Source organism: Streptomyces sp. SID12488 (genome assembly GCF_010548275.1).
GTDB lineage: Bacteria > Actinomycetota > Actinomycetes > Streptomycetales > Streptomycetaceae > Streptomyces.
In genome coordinates this window covers 23,730-49,644 of sequence record NZ_JAAGLT010000045.1, presented here as the reverse complement: position 1 = coordinate 49,644, position 25,915 = coordinate 23,730, and the positions used below count along the sequence as shown (strand labels likewise).

Annotated in this window: 26 protein-coding genes and 3 pseudogenes; 14 read left to right on the top strand and 15 right to left on the bottom strand. The window is 68.3% G+C overall.

Translation table 11 applies throughout. The features are described from left to right. Positions 1–12 precede the first annotated feature (12 nt). Positions 13–798, bottom strand: a complete 786-nt coding sequence (locus G3I56_RS39820) for an IS5 family transposase (protein WP_164417955.1) — start codon at positions 796–798, stop codon at positions 13–15. Positions 799–1,133: 335 nt separating this feature from the next. On the opposite strand from G3I56_RS39820, the gene G3I56_RS39815 reads away from it, so the two are divergent. Next, complete coding sequence (locus G3I56_RS39815) at positions 1,134–1,373, top strand: hypothetical protein (RefSeq protein WP_164417953.1); 240 nt, start codon at positions 1,134–1,136, stop codon at positions 1,371–1,373. A 126-nt stretch (positions 1,374–1,499) separates the two neighbouring features. Then, positions 1,500–1,679 (top strand): annotated as a pseudogene (locus tag G3I56_RS45180) (transposase); the annotation flags it as partial. A 178-nt stretch (positions 1,680–1,857) separates the two neighbouring features. Here G3I56_RS45180 and G3I56_RS39810 read toward each other — a convergent pair. Further along, the gene (locus G3I56_RS39810) at positions 1,858–2,037 is read right to left on the bottom strand and encodes a hypothetical protein (RefSeq protein ID WP_164417951.1); all 180 of its coding nucleotides are present in this window, start codon (positions 2,035–2,037) and stop codon (positions 1,858–1,860) included. A 390-nt stretch (positions 2,038–2,427) separates the two neighbouring features. On the opposite strand from G3I56_RS39810, the gene G3I56_RS39805 reads away from it, so the two are divergent. Further along, positions 2,428–3,561, top strand: a complete 1,134-nt coding sequence (locus G3I56_RS39805) for a DegT/DnrJ/EryC1/StrS family aminotransferase (RefSeq protein WP_164417949.1) — start codon at positions 2,428–2,430, stop codon at positions 3,559–3,561. 290 nt (positions 3,562–3,851) lie between these two features. On the opposite strand, the gene G3I56_RS39800 is transcribed toward G3I56_RS39805, so the two are convergent. Next, entirely contained in the window at positions 3,852–4,292 is a 441-nt protein-coding gene (locus G3I56_RS39800) for a VOC family protein (RefSeq protein ID WP_164417947.1), read from the bottom strand. Positions 4,293–5,202: 910 nt separating this feature from the next. After that, entirely contained in the window at positions 5,203–5,676 is a 474-nt protein-coding gene (locus tag G3I56_RS39795; protein WP_164417971.1) for a hemerythrin domain-containing protein, read from the bottom strand. Between the two features lie 508 nt (positions 5,677–6,184). On the opposite strand from G3I56_RS39795, the gene G3I56_RS44450 reads away from it, so the two are divergent. Continuing rightward, positions 6,185–6,415, top strand: coding sequence for a DUF2071 domain-containing protein (locus G3I56_RS44450; RefSeq protein WP_343240197.1), 231 nt, complete (start codon positions 6,185–6,187; stop codon positions 6,413–6,415). Between the two features lie 364 nt (positions 6,416–6,779). Beyond that, positions 6,780–7,418, top strand: coding sequence for a hypothetical protein (locus G3I56_RS39785; protein ID WP_164417969.1), 639 nt, complete (start codon positions 6,780–6,782; stop codon positions 7,416–7,418). Positions 7,419–7,790: 372 nt separating this feature from the next. Here the strand turns inward: G3I56_RS39785 and G3I56_RS39780 are convergent. Next, positions 7,791–8,622, bottom strand: a pseudogene (locus G3I56_RS39780) (Rieske 2Fe-2S domain-containing protein). Positions 8,623–8,995: 373 nt separating this feature from the next. On the opposite strand from G3I56_RS39780, the gene G3I56_RS39775 reads away from it, so the two are divergent. Continuing rightward, complete coding sequence (locus tag G3I56_RS39775; protein WP_164417967.1) at positions 8,996–9,343, top strand: DUF2243 domain-containing protein; 348 nt, start codon at positions 8,996–8,998, stop codon at positions 9,341–9,343. A 242-nt stretch (positions 9,344–9,585) separates the two neighbouring features. Here the strand turns inward: G3I56_RS39775 and G3I56_RS39770 are convergent, their stop codons facing one another. The 5 genes from G3I56_RS39770 to G3I56_RS39750 form a co-directional block, all read right to left on the bottom strand. Further along, positions 9,586–10,017, bottom strand: a complete 432-nt coding sequence (locus G3I56_RS39770; protein ID WP_164417945.1) for a hypothetical protein — start codon at positions 10,015–10,017, stop codon at positions 9,586–9,588. A 52-nt stretch (positions 10,018–10,069) separates the two neighbouring features. Then, complete coding sequence (locus G3I56_RS39765; protein WP_343240196.1) at positions 10,070–10,900, bottom strand: SigB/SigF/SigG family RNA polymerase sigma factor; 831 nt, start codon at positions 10,898–10,900, stop codon at positions 10,070–10,072. A gap of 545 nt (positions 10,901–11,445) precedes the next feature. Beyond that, the gene (locus G3I56_RS39760) at positions 11,446–12,471 is read right to left on the bottom strand and encodes a GNAT family N-acetyltransferase (RefSeq protein ID WP_164417941.1); all 1,026 of its coding nucleotides are present in this window, start codon (positions 12,469–12,471) and stop codon (positions 11,446–11,448) included. A 359-nt stretch (positions 12,472–12,830) separates the two neighbouring features. Further along, entirely contained in the window at positions 12,831–13,043 is a 213-nt protein-coding gene (locus G3I56_RS39755) for a hypothetical protein (RefSeq protein ID WP_164417939.1), read from the bottom strand. Positions 13,044–13,312: 269 nt separating this feature from the next. Continuing rightward, entirely contained in the window at positions 13,313–14,182 is an 870-nt protein-coding gene (locus G3I56_RS39750; RefSeq protein WP_343240195.1) for a UbiA family prenyltransferase, read from the bottom strand. Positions 14,183–14,329: 147 nt separating this feature from the next. On the opposite strand from G3I56_RS39750, the gene G3I56_RS39745 reads away from it, so the two are divergent. Genes G3I56_RS39745 through G3I56_RS39735 form a run of 3 tightly spaced genes read left to right on the top strand, consistent with a single transcriptional unit; the run spans position 14,330 to position 16,985 of the window. After that, complete coding sequence (locus tag G3I56_RS39745) at positions 14,330–15,397, top strand: 3-oxoacyl-[acyl-carrier-protein] synthase III C-terminal domain-containing protein (protein ID WP_164417937.1); 1,068 nt, start codon at positions 14,330–14,332, stop codon at positions 15,395–15,397. A gap of 38 nt (positions 15,398–15,435) precedes the next feature. Next, positions 15,436–15,975 carry an isoprenylcysteine carboxylmethyltransferase family protein gene (locus tag G3I56_RS39740; protein WP_164417935.1) on the top strand — a complete coding sequence of 180 codons (540 nt, stop codon included), beginning with the start codon at positions 15,436–15,438 and terminating at the stop codon, positions 15,973–15,975. After that, positions 15,972–16,985 carry an FAD-dependent monooxygenase gene (locus tag G3I56_RS39735; RefSeq protein ID WP_164417932.1) on the top strand — a complete coding sequence of 338 codons (1,014 nt, stop codon included), beginning with the start codon at positions 15,972–15,974 and terminating at the stop codon, positions 16,983–16,985. Before G3I56_RS39740 ends, G3I56_RS39735 begins: the two co-directional genes overlap by 4 nt. Positions 16,986–17,209: 224 nt before the next feature. Here the strand turns inward: G3I56_RS39735 and G3I56_RS39730 are convergent, their stop codons facing one another. From G3I56_RS39730 to G3I56_RS39715, 4 genes are all read right to left on the bottom strand, one after another. Further along, the gene (locus G3I56_RS39730) at positions 17,210–17,932 is read right to left on the bottom strand and encodes an HAD family hydrolase (RefSeq protein WP_164417930.1); all 723 of its coding nucleotides are present in this window, start codon (positions 17,930–17,932) and stop codon (positions 17,210–17,212) included. Between the two features lie 19 nt (positions 17,933–17,951). Further along, positions 17,952–18,122, bottom strand: coding sequence for a hypothetical protein (locus G3I56_RS39725; protein WP_164417885.1), 171 nt, complete (start codon positions 18,120–18,122; stop codon positions 17,952–17,954). Positions 18,123–18,772: 650 nt separating this feature from the next. Further along, on the bottom strand, positions 18,773–19,051 hold the full coding sequence (locus G3I56_RS39720; RefSeq protein WP_164417894.1) for a GlsB/YeaQ/YmgE family stress response membrane protein: 279 nt from the start codon (positions 19,049–19,051) through the stop codon (positions 18,773–18,775). Positions 19,052–19,887: 836 nt separating this feature from the next. Further along, entirely contained in the window at positions 19,888–20,841 is a 954-nt protein-coding gene (locus G3I56_RS39715; RefSeq protein ID WP_164417928.1) for a hypothetical protein, read from the bottom strand. Positions 20,842–22,017: 1,176 nt separating this feature from the next. On the opposite strand from G3I56_RS39715, the gene G3I56_RS39710 reads away from it, so the two are divergent. After that, positions 22,018–22,956 carry an RIO1 family regulatory kinase/ATPase gene (locus G3I56_RS39710; RefSeq protein WP_164417926.1) on the top strand — a complete coding sequence of 313 codons (939 nt, stop codon included), beginning with the start codon at positions 22,018–22,020 and terminating at the stop codon, positions 22,954–22,956. Between the two features lie 674 nt (positions 22,957–23,630). Here the strand turns inward: G3I56_RS39710 and G3I56_RS39705 are convergent. Then, positions 23,631–23,990, bottom strand: a pseudogene (locus tag G3I56_RS39705) (substrate-binding domain-containing protein); the annotation flags it as partial. 66 nt (positions 23,991–24,056) lie between these two features. Here G3I56_RS39705 and G3I56_RS44445 point away from each other — a divergent pair. The 4 genes from G3I56_RS44445 to G3I56_RS39685 all read left to right on the top strand — a co-directional run bounded on the left by G3I56_RS44445 (position 24,057) and on the right by G3I56_RS39685 (position 25,837). Beyond that, positions 24,057–24,212 (top strand): hypothetical protein, encoded by a 156-nt coding sequence (locus G3I56_RS44445; protein ID WP_343240194.1) that lies wholly within the window; start codon positions 24,057–24,059, stop codon positions 24,210–24,212. 20 nt (positions 24,213–24,232) lie between these two features. Continuing rightward, the gene (locus G3I56_RS39695; RefSeq protein WP_164417924.1) at positions 24,233–24,445 is read left to right on the top strand and encodes a hypothetical protein; all 213 of its coding nucleotides are present in this window, start codon (positions 24,233–24,235) and stop codon (positions 24,443–24,445) included. 366 nt (positions 24,446–24,811) lie between these two features. Beyond that, on the top strand, positions 24,812–24,979 hold the full coding sequence (locus G3I56_RS39690; RefSeq protein ID WP_164417922.1) for a hypothetical protein: 168 nt from the start codon (positions 24,812–24,814) through the stop codon (positions 24,977–24,979). A gap of 63 nt (positions 24,980–25,042) precedes the next feature. Continuing rightward, positions 25,043–25,837 (top strand): methyltransferase domain-containing protein, encoded by a 795-nt coding sequence (locus tag G3I56_RS39685; protein ID WP_164417920.1) that lies wholly within the window; start codon positions 25,043–25,045, stop codon positions 25,835–25,837. Positions 25,838–25,915: the final 78 nt, after the last annotated feature.

The window sequence follows — 25,915 nt, the reverse complement described above, 5'->3', positions numbered from 1 at the left end:
GCCGGTTCACGCTCACTGCGGGTGTGGCCGGGCCAGGCGGCGGGTCATGAGCAGGATCATCGACCAGTAGATCATCGCTTCGGCACTGGTGGTGCGGCGCTCGTAGTCGCGCGCCAGGAGGCGGGTGCGCATCAGGTGGGCGAAGAGGCGCTCGACGATCCACCGCTTGGGCAGGACCACGAAGCCGCGCATGTCGTCGCTGCGTTTGACGATCGCCAGGACCAGGGCGAGCACGGTGAGGCAGTGGGCGACGAGGCTGCCGGTGTAGCCGCCGTCGGCCCAGACCAGTTCCAACCGGTGGTGCGCGTCGGCGACTTGCCGCAGCAGGACCTGTGCGGCGGCGCGGTCGCCGGTGTCCGCGGCGGTGACCATCACGCCCAGCAGCAGGCCGAGCGTGTCGACCACGACGTGCCGCTTGCGCCCGTTGACCAGCTTTCCGCCGTCGAAGCCGCGGCTGTCCGCACCGACGACGGCGTCCGCCTTGACGGACTGCGAGTCGATCACCCCGGCCGTCGGCTCCACGTCTCGGCCCACCCTCTCGCGGACCTTGGCGCGCAGCCGGTCGTGGAACTCCTTGACCAGCAGGTGATCGCGCCAGCGGCGGAAGAACGCGTAGACGCGGTCCCACGGCGGGAAGTCGGCGGGCATCGCCCGCCACTTGATGCCGTTGTCGACGAGGTAGCGGATTGCATCGAGTATTGCCCGGTGGCAGTACGCCTCCGGCTGCCCTCCCCGGCCCCGCAGCCAGCCCGGCACCGGCAGCAGCGGTCGGACCACGGCCCACTCCGCGTCTGTCATGTCCGAGGGATACCGCCGAACACGTTCCGGGTGATCGGCCGCGTTTCCGAACCGGTGAGCGACACAATCACACGTCAGTGCAGCCGAGTTGAACTCCACCGGCGTGAGCACGTAGAACTGCGGCAACAGGGTCTCCTGGATCTCGGTTGGCTTCGCAACCCCGAGCTACCAAGAGGCCCTGCCTTCATGCCCGCAGCCGGCGGCAACCACCCGATCGAGACTCCCGTTCGACGCACACCCCTCAAGATCGGAACGACAACAGCTACTTAACCTCCGGTTCGTTGACCTTCTCGATTGGTCCGTTGCGGTGCCGCATGGCGTGGGACCATCTCGGCATGCGCCTGATTGCTGATGGGGCCACGCCGACCTCGCGGCTGGTGCTGGTGCTGGTGGAGGAGCTTGAGACCGACGCTGGCTACGCCTTCGAGCTGACGAGACCGCTCTTCCTGTCCGTCGGTGATCGAGTCAGCTTCGAGGGCGGTCGGCTGGTGGTCGTGCGGGCGAGGGGGGAGCGACTGCTGCCCGCTGGTGCCTGGTCCACCCGCTGCCGGATCAGGGCCAGCCGACGCGGCTGAGCTTGTCCCTTGATCATCAGCGTCCGCCAGGTCGCTCGTTCGGGTGATCGCCTGACGTGGGTACGGCCTTCTCGTGATCCTGAACTCTGCGACGAGATCAGGGTGTTCACGAAGAAGGCCGTGGTGATGAGTGTGCTGGAACGGGTCGGCGAGCGGGACGCATTCGAGGAACTGTCACACTTCCGGACCGACTTCTACGGCTGTTTGTCGGCGCGGGCGGATGCGTACTTCGAGCTCACCGACGCGTTGTTGTGTGCGGACGGGCCAGTGAAGACGCCGGTCGAGCTGTCTCTGACCGCTGAGCACCCGCTTCCCCGGCCTCGACCTCGCCGTGCCCGAGGCGGAACTCTCCCCTCACTCCAGCTTCGTCGGCAACAGCGTGCGGGCGCTTCCGGTACGGCCGGGGACTTCCCGCCGCTGATCCGGGACACCACTCACCCCTGATTTACTACAACGCGGGTGGCATGCCGCATCTCGGCATGCGTCAGTGAACTGTCGCTTCCGTGTCGCCAGCGACCGCCCCGCCTGCAGGCAACGGCTCGTTTTGCTGCTCGAAGGTCCGAATGTACAGGCTGATGATCTCGCCGCAGACGATGTACGTGTTCAATGCGCAGAGGTTGGCGATCTCGATCGTGGCCTGCGCGTGAACTGCCTTGTACGTCATCTTGTCGATGGCAGTGAACCGCTCGTACAGGCCCGCGACGATGGCATCGATGAGCGCCCGATTGGAGTCGCTGCTGACAGTCTGCGCAAGGAACTCGGACAGCGATTGCCATGTTTGGAGTCATCAAAGACCAGTCCATACGCGGACGATTCGTCACGGCCGGCAGCTGCTCCTGACCGGCCCTCTCTTGGACTGCGTGCCGTGGGGCCCTGACGACACCGCCCGACGGCCGATATCACCAGCGCCCGGGCGGAACCACTCGCCGCCTTGATCGTTAAGCCGCAGCCGGGAGCTCCAAAGGTCGCGTGCCGGCACTGCCTACCATGCCCTTCCCCCTGGTGATACCCCGCCCCGTCGGCGCCGGTACTCGGAAACGGATGTCCCCTTCTGATGAGCACTACTGTCCCGCCGGGCGTTCTCACCGTTCCCGCCGAGGTCCACGGCCGGCGTCTGCAGGCCATGCGCGCCGAAATCCTGCGTCTGACCGATGAAGTCCTCTCCAGCGGCGTGTTCCACGGCGGCCCCCGGGTACGGGAGCTGGAACGCGTGACGGGCCGGCTGTGGGGCGGCCATCCTGTGGGCGCGAGCTCGGGCACGATGGCCCTCGAGGCCGCCTGCCGGGCTCTCGGCATCGGCGCGGGGGACGAGGTGATCGTGCCAGCGCTGACGTTCGTCTCCACTAGCTTCGCACCCGCCCACGCAGGCGCTGTCCCGGTCGTCGCCGACATCGACCCGCTCACCCGGACCCTGGACGCCGACGCCGTGCGGGCCGCCATCACCACACGGACCAAAGCCGTCATCGCGGTCCACATGTGCGGCCAGTGCGCCGACATGACCGCCCTGAACGCGATCGCCGGACAACACGGCCTGGCCGTCATCGAGGACTGCGCCCAGGCTGCCGGCGCCACCCATCACGGCCGGGCGGCGGGCACTCTGGGCAACATCGGCTGCTTCTCCATGTGGGCCGGCAAGAACCTCGGCGGCCTCAGCGACGCCGGCCTGCTCATCGCACGCGACCCCGGCATGGTCCCGCTGCTGCGCCAACTCATCGACCTGGGCCGGCACCAGGACCGCCACGTCCACCATGTCCCAGGTCACCGCGGCCGGCTGAGCGAACTCGACGCAGCCGTCATTACCCACCAGCTCAGCCTGCTCCCCCAGTGGATCGGACAACGCCGCGACATCGCCGCCCACTACAACCACGCGTTCGCCGGCCTGCCGCTGCAGACACCGGACGACGCACCCGGCCGCCCGCACACCTACTACAAGTACCCGATCACCCTCCCCACCGCGCACGAAGCCCGCCGCCTGGCCGACCAGCTCACCGCAGCCGGAATCACCACCGAACAGATCTACCCGGTACTGCCCCACCAGCAGCCCGCCTTCACCCGCATCCCCCACCGCGTAGCCTCCGCCGACCACGCCCACGACCTCACCACCCGCACCCTCTGCCTGCCCATCGCACCCGAACTCACCCAGCCAGAAATCGACCACGTCACCCACACCGTGCTCACCTGTCACTGAGGCCCGAACACGCCGCCAATCCGAACAAAGCCCGGCCACGGGTCCACCGACCGGGTGACACCATCCCGCATCCACGACGCACAGTGGAAGGCGTCGCCCATGTCTTCCACCCGGTCCCTGCCGGATCCGACCCATTCCAGGTGAAGGCGATCGATACGCCGCGCGGGGTTCCCTCCTTGGCGACGCAGGCCAGGCGGGTCACGTTACGGGCCAACAGCTCCTGGCTGATCGGGCGCGGCCGTTCAGAACCTCGATGATCTCGTTCGGCTACATGCTTCCGTTGCTCCCTCTTAGCGCAGTTGCTCGGCCAGTCCGACGATGATGCCCTCCGGGCCGCGGACGTAGCAGAGGAGATAGCTGTCCTCGAACCGGGCGATCTCGCCGACGAGTTCGGCACCGTGCGGGAGCAGGCGAGCAACGGTGTCCTTGACGTCGTCGACGGCGAACATGACGCGGTGCGTGCCCACAATGTTGTGCGGCCGGTTGCGCGGCCCGGCGCTGATCAGCGCGGGGCTGCGGTACTTCGCCAGCTCGAGCCGGCTGTTACCGTCCGGCGTCCGGACCATCGCGATGTCACAGCGGACGCCGTCGAGTCCGGTGCACTGATCGGCGACGAGGCCCTCGACCTCCGCCCTGCCCTCCAGCTCCATACCGAGTTCCACGAAGAACGCGATGGCGGCATCCATGTCCTCGACGACGATGCCGACATTGTCCATCCGCTGAATCGCCATGCTGGTTTCTCCTTCTTCCTCGTACGGCCGGTGGTGGCCGCTGATGTCCCTGGGACGGAGCCAGGGACACGTTCTCGACGTCCTCAGACCGCCGAACTCAGGAACATCTGGATCGCGCCCTCAGCATCTCCGCTGCAGACCCGCGAGCCAGGCCACCACCGAAAGTGCGTGCGGCGCAGGTGGCCGCTCCCACGAAGACGATCAACCGCAGTCTGCCGTCTACGCCTTTCCATGCTTCCTCGAAGACTCGCAGCTTGCGCGCTTGAGCATTGCGCCTCCCTGATCAATTCACGATGCCGGGTCACCCCCGGCGGGTGAAGGTCCCCGTGCTGCTCGCCCTCGCCGCACCCGTCCAGGCCCCGCCACGCGGCGCTGGCGCGAGCTGGGGGGCTGCGCTGCCCCCGGCGGGCCCGAGCGTCCGTGGACGGGAACGCAGATCAGCCGAGCCAGCCCAGCAGCAGATAGCCCCCGCCGCGAAGGCCAGCAGCACCGCGCTCAGTCGGCCGTCGCTGAGATCGAGATGCCCTTTCAACGCGGGGATGCGCCGTGTCACGAGAGATTGGTCCATGGCGTCACGGTGGCATGGCCCTGGGGAACCGGGCTTACGGACATCTGACCGCCACCTGGAGCTCAGGCGAGGTCGAGGGTCACGTGATCTGCGTCAAGCTCCTCAAGCGCATGGGATCTGGCCGGGCCAACCTCGACCTCCTGCGCAAACGCACACTTCACAGCCCGTGATCTTGCCGATGTCACAAGGCCGTCGACAGAACCGCATTGCCTGACCTTCGACAGAGTCCGCAGCCCCTCCCCTCATGGGGCGGCGTTGGCGTCTCGGGTGCGGTGAGCCCTGGCTTTGGGGCAGGGTCCCCTGGTGGGCTGCGGCGCTGGTCCGCGGTCCCTTATCCGTGGGCTACTCGTGGGCGCTGGGGACGGCGAGGGGCTCACCCGGAGCCTTCTTCTTCGCCTTTTCCATCTGTTCGCCGAGTTCGGTGAGGCGGTTACGGCCCATGGCCTTGCGGACGTCGGGAAACCACTCCTTCTCCTCTTCCTCGACATGGTGGCGCACGTTCTCCATGAGGACACTCATCTTGGCGTCGAACCGCTCGTCGGTCGGGTCGAGGCCCTTGAGTTCGGAGAGCATCCACAGCACGATGTGGTGCTCTTCGACGCTCTCCAGGACATGGCCTTTGGAATCGGGGGCAGCTTCGCGGGCGGCCGGGTAGAAAATCTTCTCCTCAATCCAGGTGTGGGTGGTGAGTTCGTCGATCACCTGGTCGACGATCTTGCGTTTCTCGGCGTGGGCGTTGTCACCGGCCTTCTCGAACTGCTTGAACAGCTTTTCCACGGTCTTGTGGTCTTCCTTGAGCAGCACGATCCCGTCCACCGGATCCTCCTCAGTGTCGCCGTAGGGGCGGCGCGACCGGCCACCCCTGACGCCGTCTACCCGGTGCGGGACGACATAGTTCCCCTCTGGGCGTGAATTGGCCCGTACCAGCGATGTTCCTGAGCCGTTCGCCGTGAGCAGTTTGTGGGGAATCTTACCCATCTGGACCGCGGCGATGAAGTTCATCCGATTTTCTGCAGGCTCAGCAGTTTGCGGTAGGGCCCAGTTTCGAGTCCCCGATCATCAGGGGGTCGCGGGGCGGGGCGAGGCCAGCTCGCGCAGGGCTGTCATCGCTCCCCCACAAGCGGTCGCGCTGTACCGGAGCCAAGGCGCGGCGCTCGCGAGCAACTCCGACCGAACATTTGGTATTGCGGGCCGGATCACTTCCGGTAGAGCCCCGCGCCCGAATCCTGCGCGTTTCCGTGGTCTCCGGTGGGGAACTCGGCGCCCGTGGTGGCGTATGCGGCGGAGCGGCGGGTGCGGGTGCCCCGCATTGCGGGCGGGGTGGGTGACGCAGACGTTCGTGCATTGGGCCCTCCCCTCGCAGCCGGTGCAGGTGATGCTGCCCGAGGGCCAGGTGGTGGACGGGTACGAGGAGACCGCCCGGGGGCTCACGCCTTTTGTCATGGCGGACGTCCGGTCGCCCGGCGTACCCGCCTGGATGCGTGGTGTCCCGACGTTCGCGGCGACCAACCTGCGGACCTACGTCCGCCACCGGAACGGGCGCGACGGGCTCTGATTCTATTCCATCGAGGTCGCCTACCCGCTGATGGTGGCGGCTCGTGCCGTCGGCGCGCTCTACAAATCAGGCACCCTCAGCGTGTCCGCAGGCGGGGACACCGTCGCCTACGCCGGTTCGCGATAGAGCGGTGGGCCCTCCTACCGCATGCTCGTTCGCCCCGGCGGCCCGCTGGACGACCGCCACCGTCCTGCCGGCGTCGGTCACCGAGCCCGTGGTGCACTTCTCGCAGGTGTCCGACACGGCTGGCCGGGACTCTCCCTGCCCTGTGAGTCGGAGGCTGGACGTGACTCGACATGACGACCGGATGCGAGCGCCGGAGGTTCTCCCGGCCCGTTGGACCAACAACCAGGAGTTGGAGCCGATGAGCCGGATTCTGGGCGCAACACGGCAGCGTTCGCGACTGCGCTTCGACGGCTGGATCGCTGGCCTGGGCACGTCCTCCGGGACGCGTGTGGTGCTTGGACACTGGCCTCGGTCGCCCTTCGGACCGTTCAGCGATGTGATGCTGGAGCGGGCCGATGGGGAACGCGTGCTCATGGCCCCCACGCGGGAGACGGCGGACTTCGTCAGCGGAACTTACGTCTTCGACACCGTGCGTGTCGTTCCGGTCCAGGTGAGCGTCGACGGACACGCCTGGACAGTCACCGCAGGCTCCCTCGCCCTGCGCTTCACCACCGGTCGGCGAGGACTTCTGGGGCTCTTGCTGTGTGCCGTGCCCGGTGCCCTCGCCCGTCGTCCGGCGTGGAGCGCGCTCACAGCCTTTCCCGCCCGTGCACTACTGCCCGGCGTGCGGACCCGTGGCAGTGCTGGCGGGGGCCGCAGGGAGTGGTACGGCGCCCGTGATCTGCGGCCGATCCGTGCCATGTCGGCGGTGTTCGAGGGCAGCGACCTCGGTGCATTGGCACCGGTCGATCCGCCCGTGCGGTTCGGGTTCGGCTCTGTGCCGCGGAAACCCGCCCTCACCCAGGTAACAACGACGGTGGAACTCGTTCCGGAGTGAGGAGCCCGGCCCGGGTACGCGGCCCACCGGTCAAAAGGCCCTTGGACCGGACGAAGATGACAGAGGTTGCGCACATGATCGCGGTCGCGCACGGTGCCTGCAAGGTGATGGACGGACCGCGACGCGGCACCGACGCGGCCCAGGCATTCGCAGTCTCAGTCTCAGCCCACCGATTGCCTGCCTGCTCAGTAGATGCGTCCTACGCCGCCGTCGGATCCCTGCGTCTGCCCACGATCATTCGCTGGTGGTCTTGTCCACCAGCGCCGCGTCCGCCCCGGCCCCGAAGCGGAGTGGTCACCGATGCCTTGCTCAGTAGTCGACTGAGCCGCGAACTGGGTGTCAGTTGCCGTGCCCATGGCCCGTACCCGCTCCCTATCCGCTTGTCTCCCGCTCCGTCTTCCCACCGTTGGTCACGTGCGCTTCCCGTTCCTGTTGGCGCAGGCACACCTCAAGGTGCCCATCGACGATCCGGGTGTCGAAGGCAGGCTGGGGCGCGGTGGCGGGACCGCGCACGTTCCAGCCGTCCGAGAGCCGAAGACGCTGCCGTGCCAGGGGCACTCGACACATCCGTCCGCGATCGTGCCCTCGGACAGCGGTCCAGAGAGATGACGGCACCGCTCGGCCAGCGCGTGAATCGTCCCGCCCGGCTCGCGTACCACCAGGACCGGCACGTCGTCCACGCTGCGCCGTCCCGGCTGACCGGCCGGGAACTCGGCGTGGTTGGCGCCGGACGCCTGGCGGTACGCCATGTGACCGCCCAGCATGCCGCCGAGTCAGACCGCCGTCAGGCCCAGGAAACCGTACGTCCGGCCTGCCGTGGTGTGTCCCTTGAGCCGGCAGGCGAGCGAGGCCGCGTACACTCCGACGGCCACCGTGTTGGAAACGGCATGCACCAGCCCGACACGCCGCTGCGGACGGTGCAGCTCCGCCCAGTCGACCGCGCCGGTCAGTGCCGCAGGTACGGCCGCGGCCAGCCCGACTCCGACCAGCAGGCCCGCCTCGCGGGAGCGGCCGGGGCGCAGGTCCAGTACTGCCGCGGACAACCAGCTGCCGGTGGGCACCTGCACCAACAGCGGATGGACCGGATGCCCCAGCCACCTGCCGTGCAGCACATCCCGGCCCGCCCCAGCGGTAGGGACCGTATTGCCGACAGGAGCGCGTCGATCACCGCATCGGCACGCGGCTCACGTTCCAGGCGGTCCAGTAGCCACAGGGTCCGGTTCTGCCGAGCAGACGGCGACGAGGTTTTGAGCTCATGGGCAGCCGGGTTCCCCTTGCGTGGACGCCAAACGAATCGGCGGGCGTCGCCACGCTTGTTCCCGAACACAACGAACCGACTGCACGCGACAGCTGCCGGCCCCGTCAGCCGACGTCCAGGATCATGTCCGCGCGGCACGCTCCATGACTACCTGCTCGACCTTCTCGCCGAGCATCGTCACGTCGCCTCTCGCCGTACTGGTCGGCAATCCTTGCCGGAATCCGAGCGAGAGTTGCCACGAGTGATTCAGCCCTCTGCACCTTGCTCCCATCCGTGTCCGGAGCCCCGCAGGTCTCTTGCCGTGTGCGCCCTGATCGGCATGGCCGCGGTGGACGAGATCGTCTTCCACCAGCTCCTGGGACGGCACCACTTCTACGACCGTTCCACCAACCGTGTGGGCCTGCTCTCCGACGCCCTGCTGGCTACAAGTGAGGTGCTGGCCCTCGTCGCCGGATTGTTTCTCTACGCTGATCTGCGCCGCCGACGGGCCCTGGCCGACGCCCACGCCTGGGCCGGATTCCTCCTGGGCCTGGGCGTGTTCCAGCCCCTCGACGGGATCGTGGACCACAAGCTTCTGCGCCTGCACCAGATCCGCTGCGGGGTGGACGGCACCCCGTACGACTGGGCATGGAACGTCGGCGGGGTCGTCCTTCTCCGAGTTCGATAACAAGAAGACCAGCCAGGGAAGGCACTGCACCCGAGCGCTACTCTGCCTCGCGAGACAACGAGCCGAGGTGCTCTTCGCGAAGCTCAGTGATGGCACCTCCCACTAATCCCGGGCCGCCCCATCAACTTGGCGAAACCCATAGGGCCCCACGTCGTGGGACATATGCCTGGCCTTGCGCTGGTGTCCGTCGATCCCGTTGGCCGGGCGGCCGTCTTCGGCGTCGAACACTCCGCACAGCGCGCTCAGTCGGGTCTGCCCAAGGACCAACCCGACACGTCAGCGAGTCGGCCCCGCCACAGCGGCATACGGAGCGGCCTACGTGCCCCTGTGAGGCCGATGGCATCACGCAGGTGGATCCACTGGGGCAGCCGTTGCGGAGCCGGGTGCCCCTGCTTGTCCGCGACGGCCTGGTCCACCTGCTCAGGAAATCGTTCCAGCAGTGCAGCGCCAGGGCCATCGGTTGTGCGCAGGCTGCGCGCCCACTCGGCCGTCCATGCTTCGTGGGAGATCAAGTCGCCGTACAGGAACCCGCCTGCCACGACCAGTGTCAGCGGCAGGGCTGCCTCTGCGTCCTGCCCGATCAGTCGGATCAGCATCTGCAGCTGCAGATCCACCACCGGCTCGATCACTATCGGCGCGGAGGGCTGGTGAAGAGGGTCCTGTTCGGCGTTCATGCTCGGCGGTCCTTTCGATACGGTGCGGATGAGTGTGAGATTGGGCGGTCACTCATACGCTCAGCAGCCCGACGCGGAGTTTGGTGAGGGTGCGTGAGAGGAGGCGCGAGACGTGCATCTGCGACACGCCGAGTTCACGGCCGATGTCGGCCTGGGTCATCTCCAGGCCGAAACGCATCTCCAGGAGGTACCGTTCCCGGTCGTCGAGCTGCTGCAGCAGTGGGGCGAGCGCGTGCAGGTCCTCGAACAGGTCCAGGGCGGGGTCGACTTCACCCATGGTCTCTGCGTACCGCGGTCCCTTGGCATCGGACTCGTCGTCGCTGCCGGGAGTATCGATAGAACCGGCGATATAGCCGTTCGAGGCGACGAGGCCCTCGATGACCTCTTCCTCGGTCAGGTTCAGATCGGCCGCGAGCTCTTTCACCGTGGGCTGTCGGTTCAGCACAATTGCGAGAGCTTCTTTGCTCCTGGCGAGCGTGACACGCAGTTCCTGCAGACGCCGGGGGACGTGGACGGCCCAGGTGGTGTCGCGGAAGAATCGTTTGATCTCGCCGACGATGTAGGGGATCGCGAAGGAGGTGAACTCAACCCCACGCGACAGGTCGAACCGGTCGATGGCCTTGATCAGGCCGATCGTGCCGACCTGTATCACGTCCTCCATCTCACCGCTGCCCCGGTTGCGGAACCGGCGCGCGGCGAAGCCGACCAGAGAGAGGTTCATCTCGATCAGCGTATTGCGGGCGTACTGGTACTCACGGGTGCCTTCCTCCAGGACCTGCAGCCGGTCCAGGAACAACCTGGACAATGCCCGCGCGTCCGTCGGAGCAACCTTGCTCCCGTCCTCGATCCACGGCAGATCATCGCCGGCCTCGGCTGCCCGCACGGCAAAGGCAGTTCTTGCGGGGGCGCTCGGGGAGGATGTCACGGTGCCGCCTTAGATGGAGAGCAAGGAAAGCGTCTCCTGTCCGCTGTGACGCCATGCATGTCCGCGCGGGCCACTCCGTTTCATCAAGGTGGCAGAGAACACTCGGCTCCGTCACCCCGCCCGACCGGCGCCAAGGTCCTCGATCTACTGCCGCACCAAGCCATCGCCCACTTCGCGTGCCACGGTCTCAGCGATCCCGCCGACCCAACTCACAGCCGCCTGCTGCTGCGCGACCGCAGCGCCCGCCCGCCCACCCACGGCTCACTCGCGTCGCTGCGGTTTGGACCGCGCCCAGCTCGCCAACCTTTCGGCCTGTGAAGACCGCCTGATCCGCCGACGTGGAGCGGACATTCGCCTGGCTGGGGCGGTGCCACCGCCTGTCATAGGACTACGAATGCCTGCGCGTCTGCTCGAGATCGCCATCTACCTCTCCATGGCCGTGCTCCTCTTGCGCCGCCTCGTAAGACCAGCCCGCACACAGGCATTTCAGACGCCCTCCAGCATCAGCACTCCGACAGCTTCACAGGAAGGGTCCATTCCCGCAGTGCTCCGCTCTGGTCGACCCGGAACCCACACGATTCGTTGACGTGCAGCATTGCCGCGTTCCCGGCGGCGTTCCATGTTGCCACGGTCGTCAGCTCGGGCTCATGGTGAATGGTCCACGAAAGGTTCGCGCGTTTGAGGACTGCGCCCAGGCCCCGGCCGCGGTGGGACGGGAGCACGATGGTGTCCCACTGGCTCGCATGCTGCTTGTGCGAGTCGGCCATGCCAAGCGCCGAGTATCCGACCAGCAGGCCGGTGTCCCGGTGCCGTACGGCGGTCAGATAGGTGCGGTAACCCCACACTTCGAGGGCGGCGTAAAGCGCCTGGACCTTTTCCTCGTCGAAGTTTTCAGGTGTCTGACTGGCGCTGGAACGCGCCGCTTCCTCCGCCGCGAGGCGGGACGACATCTCGGCAAACGCTGCCCGATGCTTCGAGGGGACGCCACCACGCCAATGCAATAGCTCATATCCAATACTGATTTCACCGTCGGTGGTCGGCCTGGGCGACGGGTCTACCAGCAGGGACATCCGCTGATATCGCAACATGCGCACTGCCCCGGTGGCATCAGCGAACGCATCGCCGGGGCCCGCGCCGTCCGCCGGGCCGGACGTGAAGACAGTCAACTTCTGGAGGCCGAGTCCGGCCAGATGGTGAGTGGCCGTAGCCAGGAGCCGACCACCGACACCTCGCCGACGGACATCCGGATGGACGACGAAGTGCAGGACATCCGCAGCTAGTCGCTGGTCGGCTCGTGGCACACCGATCGCGCACACTCCCACCGGCCGACCGCCCACCCACGCGCCCCAGGCCAGCACGGAGTTTCCGGGTCTCGGATGGATCATCTGCCCAAGGAAGGCCTTCCGGCAGGACGAAGGGGCGTCCGGGAAGTCAACACGCTGCGCTTGCTGCTGCAGCCGATGAAACTGGCCCAAAGTGTGCACTTCATCGAGACGCACCGGTTGGTTCGATACGGAATCCTGTGTCATCAACGATCGGGCCTTCCCCCGTGAAGGTGGGCACGCGGTTACTGATCACGCGGCGAGCGTGAGTTTAGCGGTGGGGTGTCGGCGTCGCCGTAGTCGTGGGCACCCTGGAGGGTCTCGCGATTCAGGGAGGCGTGGAAGCTTACGCAGGCCGCGTTGTCCGCGCTGGTACCACCCGCACCCATCGACCGTGTGACCCATGGCTGGTCGCAGAGGCCGCCGAAGGCCCGGGACCCGTATGGGCCCGGTGGTCGGAGTAGAACACAGCACCGTCCAGACGGCCACGGGTCGAGGCCGCCATCCGCAGTACGTCGGCGACCCGGCCGGTGCGCATGTGGTCGGCGATGGACCAACCGACGACCTTACGGCTGAAGCTGTCCAGTAACGGTCGCCAGATAGAGGAACTCCGCGCCTGCGAGCGGGAAATACGTGATGTCGCCCATGTATTTGCGCACCGGCTCGGTGGCGGTGAAGACCCGCTGGAACAGGTCCGGAACCGGCGAAGCTGCCGGGTCCGGGATGGTGGTGCGTACGCGTCTGCGCAGGCGGATGCCAGTGATGGAGAACGTCCGCATGATCCGGGCGCCCCCCCTTCTCATTGATCCTCCGCCCTTTCTCGCGGAGCTCGGCAGTCACGCGCGGGGGGCCGTAAGCGCCGTCGGACTCGCCGTCGACCTCGCGGATCACCTCGGCCGGGACCTCGTCCTCCCGCCGTCAACGAACTGGAAGCGGCTCCTCCCCAGTTCGTCTCCCCGGCGAAATGCTTGGCCGCCTTACGCAGGAGCGTCCGACTGTCCTGAACACCGGCGGCAGATCCGCGACAGCATCACGATCCCCTGCGTGGTCAGGCGATCCCGGTGCCGCTTACCAGCAGCAACGTCACGTCCACCACTGCCACGGCGACCGCTGCCGCGAACGCCAAGCGCTCCCAGCGGCGTCCCAGCACCGTCCCCGCCACTGCGATCAGAGCGGTCACCACGAGCGCCGCCACTCCCCAACTGCCGGGTGGCCCGGCGGGCCCCAGCACCAGGACCGCGGACGCTGCCACCAGCGGCACCGGCAAGAGCAACAGTGCGCGGTCCGGGCCCAGCCGCTGCGGCCATCCCCGCACGCCCATCGCCAGATCCCCACGAATGTCCGGCAGTGCGTCACCCAGATGGGCGCCAACCCCCAACAACGCCCCGGCGGTGACAACCCACCAGGCCGGCCATGGCTGCCCCGGCAAGCCCAGCGCGACGAACGCCGGGAGGCCGGCGAAGCCCACTGCGTAAGGTGCCCAGGACCACGCTGTCGCCTTCAGCCGCAGGTCGTACGCCCATGCCGCCGCCACCCCGGCCAGGTGAACGGCGCCCGCCCACAGACCACAGGCCAACGACAACGGCACGCAGAGCGCCAGCGCTGCATACGCGGCCACCCACACCTCCGTCACACCGACCGTGCCGTCGACGACGGGTTTGCCCCGGCGGCCGGCGACGATGTCCCGGCGCGCGTCGAACGCGTCGTTGCACCAACCGACGGACAACTGCCCGGTCAGCACGGCGGCGGCGGTCAGGACACAACGCGCGGCGCCCTGGCCCGCGGTGACGGCGAGCGCTGCCATCAAGGCGGTGACCGCCACGACGGGCCCGGGGTGGCACGCCCCGGCCAGACCAGCCACCCGGGCGGCCCAACTCGTCTCAGGGGCGCCGGTCGTCGACTGCTCGGGAGTGCCCACCCGGCCGATGGTAGGCGCCCGGACCCCTCCCGGCTGGCACACGTGCCCCGTGACGAACAGCCAGACGGGCGATCCCTGGTGTCGAAGCCCCGGTCCGGGGAACACGTGGGGAGCAACTCCCCCAGTCGGTAACCGGACGGGAACCCTATGACGCGGATCGCCGCAGTTCACGGTGGCCTGGCACCGCACCGTCGCACCCAGTCCGAGATCACCGACATGGTGGCCCGTACCTGCCTGCCCGAGGGAACTGACCGCGGGGTCCTGGACCGGCTGCACCGCAGCGCGAAGGTCGGCTCACGTCACATGACGCTGCCGCTCGAACGCTACGGGGAACTGGACGGATTCGGCGCCTCCAACGATGTCTTCATCACCGCTGCCACCGACCTGGGCGCCGACGCCGTCCAAGGCGCTCTGCACACGGCCGGCCTGACCGCCGCCGACGTGGACCTGCTGATCTTCACCTCCGTCACCGGCATCGCCACCCCCTCGATCGACGCACGGCTGGTCGGCCGCCTCGGACTGCGGCCGGACGTCAAACGGCTGCCCCTGTTCGGCCTGGGCTGTGCCGGTGGCGCCGCCGGCCTGGCCCGTATGCACGACTACCTGCTGGGCCGGCCCGAGCACGTGGCGGTGCTGCTCTCGGTCGAGCTCTGCTCCCTCACCTTTCAGCGCAACGACGCCTCCATGGCCAACCTGGTCGCCACCGGGCTGTTCGGCGACGGCGCCGCCGCGGTCGTCGCCTACGGTGCGAACCGCGCGGGCCACCCGGAACAGACCGCCGGCCCGACCATCGTGGACACCCGCAGCCACCTGTATCCGGACACCGGACGTGTCATGGGCTGGGACATCAAGGACACCGGCTTCCAGGTCGTCCTCGACCCGCAGGTCCCCGATGTGGTGCGCCGATACCTCGCCGATGACGTCGAGGGGTTCCTGGGCGACCACGGGATCAAGCCGCAGGACGTGTCCGCCTGGGTCTGCCACCCCGGCGGTCCCAAGGTCCTGGAAGCCGTCACCGAAGCCCTCGACCTCCCCGACGACGCACTCGATGTGACCTGGCGTCACCTGGCCGACGTCGGCAACCTGTCCTCGGCATCGGTGCTCCACGTACTGCGCGACACCCTGGCCCAACGCCGCCCGCCGCCCGGCACGCCGGGTGTACTGCTGGCGATGGGGCCTGGCTTCGCCTGCGAACTCGTCCTGCTGCGCTGGTAGTTCGGACCGTCGAAGGACAAGAAGGACACGAAGGACATATGATCTGGTACGGACTGCTGGTGGCCGCCGTCGCCGCCGAGCGCGTCGCCGAACTCGTCGTCGCCCGCCGCAACGAACGGTGGAGCACCGCCCGCGGCGCGACCGTGACCGGGCAGGGCCACTACCCGGCCATGGTTGCCCTCCACACCGGCCTGCTGATCGCCTGCCCGGCCGAGGTATGGCTGGCCGACAGCCCCTTCGTACCCGGCCTGGCCTGGCCGATGCTGGCCGTACTCGCGGGTGCCCAGGCGCTGCGGTGGTGGTGCATCCATACCCTGGGACCCCGCTGGAACACCCGGGTGATCGTCGTACCCGGTCTGGCGCTGGTGACGGGCGGCCCCTACCGGTGGCAGTGGCTCCGGCATCCGAACTACGTGGCCGTCGTCGCCGAGGGCGTGGCCCTGCCCATGGTGCACACCGCCTGGGTCACCGCGACCGTGTTCACGGTGCTCAACGCCGTCCTGCTCACCGTACGCATCCGCTGCGAGAACCGGGCGCTGGCCGCCGCGGCCACGCCAACCACACCCACGTCGGCGTGATCGACGTACTGGTGGCCGGCGGCGGACCCGCCGGACTTGCCGCCGCCATCCACGCGGCGCTCGCCGGCCTGGAAGCCGTCGTCGTCGAACCCCGGACCACTCCTGTGGACAAGGCCTGCGGGGAAGGAATCATGCCCAGCGGTGTTGCCGCGCTGCGAGCACTGGGCATCGAGGTCAGTGGCCGCGAACTGCGCGGCATCCGCTACGTGGACGGTGCCGTCCGCGCCGAAGCCTCCTTCAGCGATCACAGGGGGCTGGGGATCCGGCGTACGACGCTGCAGGCCGCACTGCATCAGCGTGCTCTCGGCCTCGGTGTCCGCATGCTGTCGGGCAAGGTCGGCGAGGTGTGCCAGAACGCGGACACGGTCACCGCCGCCGGGATCACGGCCCGTTGGCTGATCGCCGCCGACGGCCTGCACTCCCGGGTGCGCCGCAGCCTGGGGCTGGAACTGCCGGGCCGCCCCCACGGTCGCTACGGGCTGCGTCAGCACTATCACGTCGAACCGTGGACGGACTTCGTAGAAGTCCACTGGTCCCGGCACGGCGAGGCGTATGTGACCCCGGTGGGCGACGACCTGGTGGGCATCGCGGTCCTCAGCCGCAGCCGTCGCGGGTACGACGAGCACCTGGCCGCCTTCCCGACGCTCACCCGGTCACTGGACGGACCGGCAGCGACGGAGGTACGCGGCGCCGGACCGATGCTGCAACGGGTGCGGCGCAGAACCGCCGGCCGTGTGCTGCTCGTGGGCGACGCCGCAGGCTACCTGGACGCTCTCACCGGCGAGGGCATCGCCCTCGCGCTGGCGACGGCCGGGGCTGCCGTCCGCTGCCTGGCCGCCGGACAACCGGACAAGTACGAGCACGCCTGGGCCCGGCTGACCCGACGCCACCGACTGCTGACCGGAGCCCTGCTGGCCGTCGGCCGCCGGCCCGGTACCGCCCGCTTCATCGTCCCTGCGGCATCCCGGATGCCCTCGGTGTTCTCAGCCACCGTCCACGCACTGCAGTAACGGCGTGAAGATCACGGCGTGCGCGGTCGACACGACGATGTCGTGGCCGTCGGCTGAGCCGCTGATCACGAGCCGGTCGTCGAATGCTCAAATACGCAGACCTCTGGTGCTGATGGCTCACCCTGCAGTGTCGAAGGACCTGGTCGACCAGTACTAGATCTTGCGCGTGCTGCACGCTGAGAACGGCAGCCCCGCCGCCCGACAGCGGATCGACGATGACGCCCTCATCGCTGACCTCGTAGACCTCGTAGAGCTCGTACCGCCGCAGGATCAGGTCGCTTCCAGTCGGCGAAGGCGCTGGCGTCGAGGCTGCCGAGGAGGTCGGCAGGGTCCCGGTACACCGCCTGGGCGCCGGCGCCCTCCAGGTCCGCGCGTGGGATTCCGCCGGACAGTACCGCGAGGGGCGTCACCCCGTCCCGTAGGGCGGCCTCCATGTCCCAGACGGTGTCGCCGACGAACACGGCCCCTTCACTGGGCACACCGGCGAGCTCCCTGGCCTGCCGGACAGGGTCGGGGGCGGGCTTGCCCTGGCCGACGTCGTCCGCGCTGGCCGCCCCGAGGATGACCTCGTCCGCGCCGATGGCACGTCGCAACGCGGAGAGTTCCGCGCCGCTCGCCGAGGTCGCCAGGACGACCTTCCAGCCCCGTCCGGCCAGCGTGCGCAGCAGGTCGCCCGCCGCGTCCAGCGCCGGCAGCCGCTCGAAGTACGTGGCGTAGAGGGCGTGGTGGGCCGCGACGACCTGTTCGTCGCCGTCGGTCGCGCGGTCGTCGCCGAGCAGGTGGTCCAGCAGGTCGCCGCCGCTGAGGCCGACGGCGCGGTGGATCTCCCGCATGGGGACATGGTGGCCGGCCTGCCGGAGCGCCTCCCACCAGGTGACGACATGCAGGTGATTGGTGTCGACGAGTGTTCCGTCGACGTCGAAGATCGCAGCGCGGTTCGTGGTCATGACGGTTGTCCTCGTCCTCTCACAGTTCACGCAGGGCGGGCAGCAGCTTCCGCTCGGCCCATTCCAGGTACGGCTCCTGATGCTCGCCGCCGATCTGGAGGAGCGGGTAACCCAGCGGCTCACGACGATGCCGATGATCTCCGTCCCCGGAGGCCGGTGGCTTGCCGTGCAACGTTGGCCGGGTAAGCACGTTGCGTGACTCCGTAGCCTTGCGGCATGACACGCAAGGGTAGGTATCGGTGGCGGGCCCGGCTACGGCGCGGCCTGCCGTGGTTCCTGGTCGCTCGCGGGATCGCCGGGAAAGGCGCTGACGATTGCGGCGCGCACGAGTGGTACAACCACGACGGCGTCATCGCGCGTTGCTACCACTGCGAGGCCGGCGAACGGTCCTGGCCGGTGACAAGCCAGGGCGGCAGCGTGCCTCCTGGAGCTGATTCTTGAGGAACACGACGAGGCCGACCGACATCCGCTCTGCGTTCGTCAGCCCCGGGGGCGGTTGGTCCAAGGGCCTGCTACCCGCGCGCCGCGCGAGCCCCGCTCCTCGTGTGGCTGAGAGCTGCGGAGCGGGTGGAGTGGGGACGTACTCACACTCCGAAGTGGCTTTCGGCCTGCCCGCGATCGGCCGGGCCAACTTGTTCAGGGCGGGCTGGATCTCCGTCAAGTCCTCGTGGTCGACTCCGACACCTGGGCGGGAATCCAGCCCTCGATGCCGTCCGCGCGAACCTTGCCGAGTTCACCCCAAGCCGGTATGGCCTGTTGCTTCCTGACAGGCTGACGGCTCCCGTCCTGTGAACAGGAGGGAGCCGTCCAGCGAGTCGCACGCGTATTGCCGTCAGCAGGTCAGGCGTGACGGCTCGAATGCCGGTTGCCGGTGACGACGCGGTAGAGGGCGAGCAGGATGAAGGAGCCGACGATCGCGGCGATCCAGGTCGAGATGTCGAAGAACCCGTCGATGGAGTCGACGCCGAAGATCACCTTGCCGAGCCAGCCACCAAGCAGACCACCGGCGATACCGATGAGCATGGTGATGATGATGCCGCCCGGGTCCTTGCCCGGCATCAGAGCCTTGGCGATGACGCCGGCGAGCAGGCCGATGACGATCCACGCGATGATGCCCATGGTTTCCTCCGCTTCCTCACATAAGGACTGTGTCAGCTCATCGTCTGTACCGATTCCGCGCGAACAAACGTCTTCTCCGTATCCCAGCCCCGACAGCCCTCTCTTGGCGGTGGTCCCGCGCTGTTGGATGGTGGGGCGGACAGAGGCCATGGACATGGTCACCGCACAGGCACGCACCTGTTGGCATGGGACGGGCTTTTGCGGGTAGACGGCGCACGTTGACGAGGAGGCGGCGCGATGCCTGGGGAGGTCCAACGCCGCCTCCTCGTCTCTGCAGTGAGGGATCACCTGCACAGACGGGAGCGACACCTTCCCGGAGGCGGGGGCGCGGTGGCGCAGTTCGTCGCTCAACCTGCCGTCGAAACGCTGGCCATAACGTCATCGTCGGTGTCGTCGGACTGCTGCTCGCGCTGGCCGCCGCTGCGGCGACCCAGGAGACCGGCCGGAGCAGGGAGGCCCGTTCCGCCCGGATGCCCCGCTGACGTGCGTTTGCAGTCCTGACTCAGGTCAGCCCCAACACCAAGGCCAGGGCCGGTTCGACCAGTCGCCGCCGTAGCGGTGAACAAGAGCCGGGCGCGGCTGTATCAGTGGGCCACCGGGCTTGCAGAAGGTCATGGTCACGCACGGCGATCTCACATAAGAGGCTTTCTGATGGGGCTGGTTGGCCATCTCATCGAGCGGATGCCCGACGCCCCTTCCGACGCAGTAAAGGATTCCTGCTGGTTCACGGCCGGTGTGCCCGCTGCAGGGGCGAGCAGTGGAAGGGTGACAGGCGGCGCATCCAGGAGGTGGATACCGAGCTTGGGGAAGCCTTCGGGAGACCGTGTCCGCTGGGCTCAGCCGACGAGGCGAGGACGGCCGACCGGGGTGGGAGCCACGCCGAGGTGCTCGAGCAACAGCCCTTCCCGCGTGGACCAGGGGCAGATCTCGACGCTCTTGGCCCCACACACTTCCATGAGGGACTCGGCGATCAAGGATCCGGCCAGGGACTGCTCGGCACGGTGCCGGGAGATGCCCGGCAGCTTGGCGCGGTGGGACGGTGCCGCGTCGGCCAGCAGGTGGACCGACGTGCGCAGTTGGGACAGCGTCAGCCGCCGTCTTGTGCTCGGTGTCCTGCCCTGGGCGGCGGCGAGCCGGGCAAGCTGTTCGAAGGTCTTGGAGCAGGCCAACACCCGCCCACCCCGCTCGGCCTGCGGCAGGCCGGGGACGGCTTCCAGGGACTGGCGGAGGTGGTGCCGGATCTCTGCGAGGCGACGTCGGGACGGCACTGTGCCGCCGGAAAGCCAGTCCCGGGTGATCCTGCGAGCACCCAGCGGCAGGGAGTGGACGACGCGGGGTTGGTCTCTGGTGCCGGAGGCGATCTCCACGGTGCCCCCTCCGATGTCCAGGACCAGCAACTGCCCAGCTGTCGGGCCGGCCCACTGGCGGGCGGCCACGTAGGCCAACCGTGCCTCCTCCTCGCCGGTCAGCACACGCAGGCGGGTGCCGGTAGCGCGCGCCACTCGCGCGATGACCTCGTCACGGTTGGGCGCGTCCCGGATGACGGAGGTCGCGAACGCGAACACTTCCGGTCCACGCAGACGCGGATCGGCGGCGACGGCCTCGGCCACAGCCCGCTCGACACTCCTCACACCGACCTTGTCCAGACGCCCCTTGCGGTCGAGGGTCTCGTGCAGTCTCAGCCGAACCTTGCGGGAGAACACCGGCTCCAGCACCGCACCCGGACGCCGCCGCACCACCGTCAGCAGAGCACTGTGACACCCGACATCGAGTACACCTGCCTGCCGCATCCCATCGCCTCCCCCTGACACCCGAACTCGACCCAACCGGTTCCCTCTCCCTCCGACACCCCTTACCGAAAGCACGACGTGGCTTCCGGGCCGACAGGTAAGCATACCGTCACCACCCGCGCACCCTCCGCCCCGGCCCACGGTGCCGCCGCCTGCAGCAGCACCGCCAAGCCATGGTGCTCCTCCGTCGGAGCACGACCACCTGCTTGATCGAACGGTCCTGGATCTTGAAATCCGTCGCATCCCCTGAGCTGGGGTGTTGCGACGATCACTCGAACTCAAGCACTCCCGGGAGGCCGACGGGACGACGGAAGGTCCGACCCGGCTCGGGGTCCTCGATCGGCACATGCTGCGAGTCAGCAGGCTCGGCCATTCCTGGCGACTTTGCCGCCTACGCCCGTCGCTTCAGCCGGTCATCCCCCATTGCCTGAATGGCACTTGTCACAAATCACGCGAAAACCAAGCCATCCGAGCGGACGTGCACAGCTGTTCAGGCAGGCGGCTGCCCTGGCAGCGACCGTGGTCCTGCTCGGCGCCTGCGGTGAAGCCGTCGAAGCAGCACCTCCACATCCCACGGGCAGCCCCTCGGTCCCCTCGTGCGTGACGCCGTCAGGGGATCTGCTGGCGGACATCGACGGCGACGGCCGCGCAGACCGCGTCTCCGACCCCTCCCACATTGGGGCTCGACTGACCGTCGCGTTCGGCAAGGAATCGGGCCACGGCACCCCGGTCGGACCGATGGCGATGCCCCGAGCACGATGCCCCCCTTCGGGCCTGCGCACGTTCTACCCGGAGTGCGGAAAGGCGGCCGGTAACCGGGGCTGAACTTCATCGGTGCGTGTGTAAGGAGTACGGGATTCCCATCCCGCTCGCGCCGAATGCCGGGGCCCACTCGGCCACCTCAGGTCAAGGCCGGCAACAACCCGGCCAACGTCAGCCCGAGCAGGGCCGATCCGGGCCCGGTACGGAGGATCACACCGGAATCCTCCGGCGACGATGGGGCCGCTGGACGTGGGCCGGCTTTATTCGGTTGCCGCTGCCCGTGTCCGCCCCTCACCATGGGCGGCACACCGGGAGCCGTCCGGTGCTCCACGAGAGGAGGCACGACCGTGACGACGACTGTCCTCGGCTTGCCCGCAGACCACCTTCCTCTCGCCTCATGGAGCACCTTCAGCGATGTCTCACGACAATCTCTCGCCATACCCTCAGCACCCCGTATCTCCTGACGACTTCAGCGCCGACGCCTACCGCCGCGTCACGCCGCGGGACGACTTGGGCGACATCGACGACCGGTTCGTCTTCGACTTCCGTTCCTACGACGACCTCGAGGACGGCCAACGCTGGTCGACCTGGCTGAGCGTCGAACCCCTCTGCCGAGGCCCCGAGCCGCTCCCGGCCTGGGTGGTGACCTCGCAGGGCGCGATCGACACCGAGCTCGGCGTGCTCAAGACCGGCAAGGAGGCCGACGTCCACCTCGTCGAGCGCGCCGACCCGCTCGACGCCGCCGCCGGCGTGGTCATGGCGGCCAAACGGTACCGCTCTGCCGAACACCGGACCTTCCACCGCGCCGCGTCCTACACCGAGGGCCGCTCGATGAAGCGCTCACGTGACGAGCGGGCCGTCAAGCGCAAGAGCACCTTCGGCCGGCAGGTCGCGGCCGGCGAGTGGGCGGTGTCCGAGTGGGGCGCGCTGGTGCGGCTGTGGAACCTCGGGCTGCCGGTTCCCTACCCGGTCCAGATCGACGGCACCGAGATCCTGATGGAGTGGATCACCATCGTCGACGAGGACGGCGCCGTCCAGACCGCGCCCCGGCTCGCCCAGGTCCGGCCCTCACCCGAGCTGCTGGCGGCGTACTTCGAGCAGCTCACCGACGCGCTCGCGACGATGGTGCAGAACGGCGTCGTGCACGGCGACCTCTCGGCGTACAACATCCTGGCGGCGGGCGAGCGGCTGGTCATCATCGACCTGCCACAGATCGTCGACCTGGTCGGCAACCTCAACGCGATGGGCTTCCTCCAGCGCGACTGCACCAACATCTGCGGCTGGTTCCGCTCGCGGGGCCTCGATGTCGACGAGCACGCGCTGTTCGCGGAACTGATGGCGCACGCCTTCTGAACCGGGCGGCCGGCGCCAGGCCGCGCTCGTGAGGCGCAACCGCAGGCGCGGCGGGCGTGGACGGGACGGGCGGGTGTCCAGGTCGGGTCGCTGGTGGGCCTCGACCGTCGGGGCGAGGCCCACCAGCGACCCGATTGAGCGGGTGGTGGCTCCGCGAACTGAACCTGCGTGAGCGGGGCGGGGTGCCGGCTGGGCTGCGCATGGCCGGCGTGACGTTCCTCGGGTGCACGTTCACGCCGGACACCGACTCCTCCGCCACCACGGATGCCGAGCAGGTTGTCCGGGGCGGCGAGCATCCCGTTGCGCAGGTGTTCGACCAGCAGCGAGGGGGCCCGGCCCCGGCCTTGCCCCCTCGTCGGTTTCCTCCATCGCCCTCACCCTGGCCTTGCGTACCCGGCGGGCGCGGGCCGCGACGGCCTTGTGCAGCAGCTGGTGCGCGGTACGGCCCGTCACCACCACGCCGAACAGTCGGCGGTCGATCAAAGTCGGCGCGGTGAACGTCCCCTCCCTCCACCGGGGCCGGCCCCACAGTCACTCCACGATCGCCGTGAACGAACGAGCGTGATCGCGGAGACCGCCAGACCGAGCAGCGCGGTGAACAGCTTCCATCTGCTTCCGGTCGGCGGCGTACGGCAACTCGTCGTCGGGAAAATCCACAGCACCCGGCACCGACGCTACGTCGGTGACCGCACCGACTTCCGGATCACCAACTGCGTACTGAGCACCACGTGGCCGTCGGCCAGGCGGCTCTCCCGCTCCAGGGCCAAGCGGACCGCGGTGCGTCCCAGGTCCTCGTAGGGCACGCGAACCGTGGTGAGCGCGGGCGCCAGGTCGGCGGCGAAAGGTACGTGGGCGAAGCCGACCAGGGACACGTCACCGGGCACGTCCAGACCGGCCTCGCGCAGCGCGGCCAGAGCGCCGACGGCCACCATGTCGGCGCCCGCGAAGACCGCCGTGAAGTCCAGCCCTTCCTTCAGCGCGGTCCGGGCCCGCTGGTAGCCGGAGACCCTGGTGTACTGCCCGGCCACGTCCAGGCCGGCCGGTCCCCGAGTCTCGTCGCCCGCCGGGTCACCGCCGCGCGCTGCTCGTTCCAGACCCTGGTGACCTTCGACCCACGCACACCGGACCACCTCGCGGGCCTCACCGCCTACTACAACACCCGCAACTGGCACTACCTGTACGCCGGGGAGTTCATCGCCGACAACGGTGGGGTGGACAATTTCCGGGAGTGTCAAACGTTCGACTCTGGCCCGTAGTCGGTGGTGACGCTGCGCAGGTGGGGCATGTCGACGGCGCGGGCGGCTGTGATCCGCTCGGCGAGCTTCGCGCCGTTGCCCTCGGCCGGTTTGAGCGGGGCGGCGAAGCCGCGGGCGGGATCGGCGAGTGCGGTCAGCTCCGGGCAGACCGCGGTGATCTTCTCCAGCAGCCTTGTTTCCTTCGGGCGCAGGTTTTCAGGGGCGGTGAGCAGGAGATGGCCGGTCTGACGTGAGGTAGTGACGGGTAGGTCGCCTTATGCGCGGCCCTGAGAGGACGGTTCGTGAAGTGACGTCCGGTTCCCGGTAAGTGGGTGTCTTTGACCTCGGGGCGGGTTCCGCCTGCACCGCGGGCCGAATACATCGTCAGGGATAATGTGCCTGTGTCCAGACGCCAGCGGCCGGAGCCACCTACGGATGTCCGACTCGACCCTTATCGCCACGCTGCTGCTCGCCTTATGGACGGGGACGAACAGGTCGGCGTGTTCCTGACCCGAGTCACCACTTGGTGGTGCCGGGAAGGCCCGGTCTGGCGAAGGCGGTGGGTGAAGCCGCGAGAGCTTCCTGAGTGGGCAGTGTTTCGTGTCCGTGCAACACAGCAAATGCCCGTGTTCGAGGACGGGGTCGTTGGTGCTGACAAGCTCGATGAGGAGCTTGAGGACTGGTCCTCGGGGTCCTTCCGGCTGCGGGGCCGACGGTTCACACTCGAGTGGCTCGGCGAAGACGAGACCGAGGCGGTGCATAGGGAGCACGGCTGGATGAGCGGCTGACCTTCCCCACTACTGGCTGTGCCGCAACACCGGCCAAGGACGCCAGGCCGCTATCGTCGCCAGATGGCTGAAGATCTTGAGAAGTTCAACACCTCGATGACCACCTGGCAGGAGTGGCAGGACGCCCCCTGGGGCCGACTGCGCTATTCGATCGCTGAGGCAAACCTGCTCCGTCATCTTGGCGACGTGGGCGGCGAATCGCTTCGGATACTCGACCTCGCCGGCGGCGACGGCGGAGACGCGATCCGCCTCGCGGCCCGCGGGCACCATGTCACCATCGTTGACTACGCACCCGCCATGCTCGCAGCGGCCACTGAGCGAGCCGTGGCAGGCGCCGTGACGGAGCTGATCAACTGCGTCGAGGCCGACGCGACCGATCTGCCCCGCGACCTCGCCAACGGGGAATTCGATGTCGTGCTCTGCCATAACCTCCTGCAATACATGGACGACGTCCCAAGCGCTCTCGCCTCGGCACTCTCCCCGCTGAAGGCCGGGGGCCTGGTCTCCGTCATGGCGATCAACCGGCATTCGACGCCCTTGAACATCGCCGTCCGGGAGATGGACCCCGCGGCGGCGCTCGCCGCACTCGACACCGATCAGGCGCGGACGCAGATGTTCAACTCGGTGTTGACGCTCCACACAGCTGAAGAGATCATCCGCACTCTGCGGGAGGTCGGCTGCCGGGACATCGCCCACTACGGCATCCGCAGCTTCTGCGACTACATCACCGACGACGCACGCAAGCACGACCCGGACTTCTACGCAGCCCTCGAACGCCTCGAACTCGCCACCACCGCCCGGCCGCCCTACATGCACACTGCCCGGCTCTTCCAGCTCACCGCCTGGAAACCGAGCTAGGGATCGTCCTCCCGCGGGGTCGGTTCTCATCGACATTTCGAGGCTCTGTGATCGACAAGTGCTGCCCGCTCTTCGGTT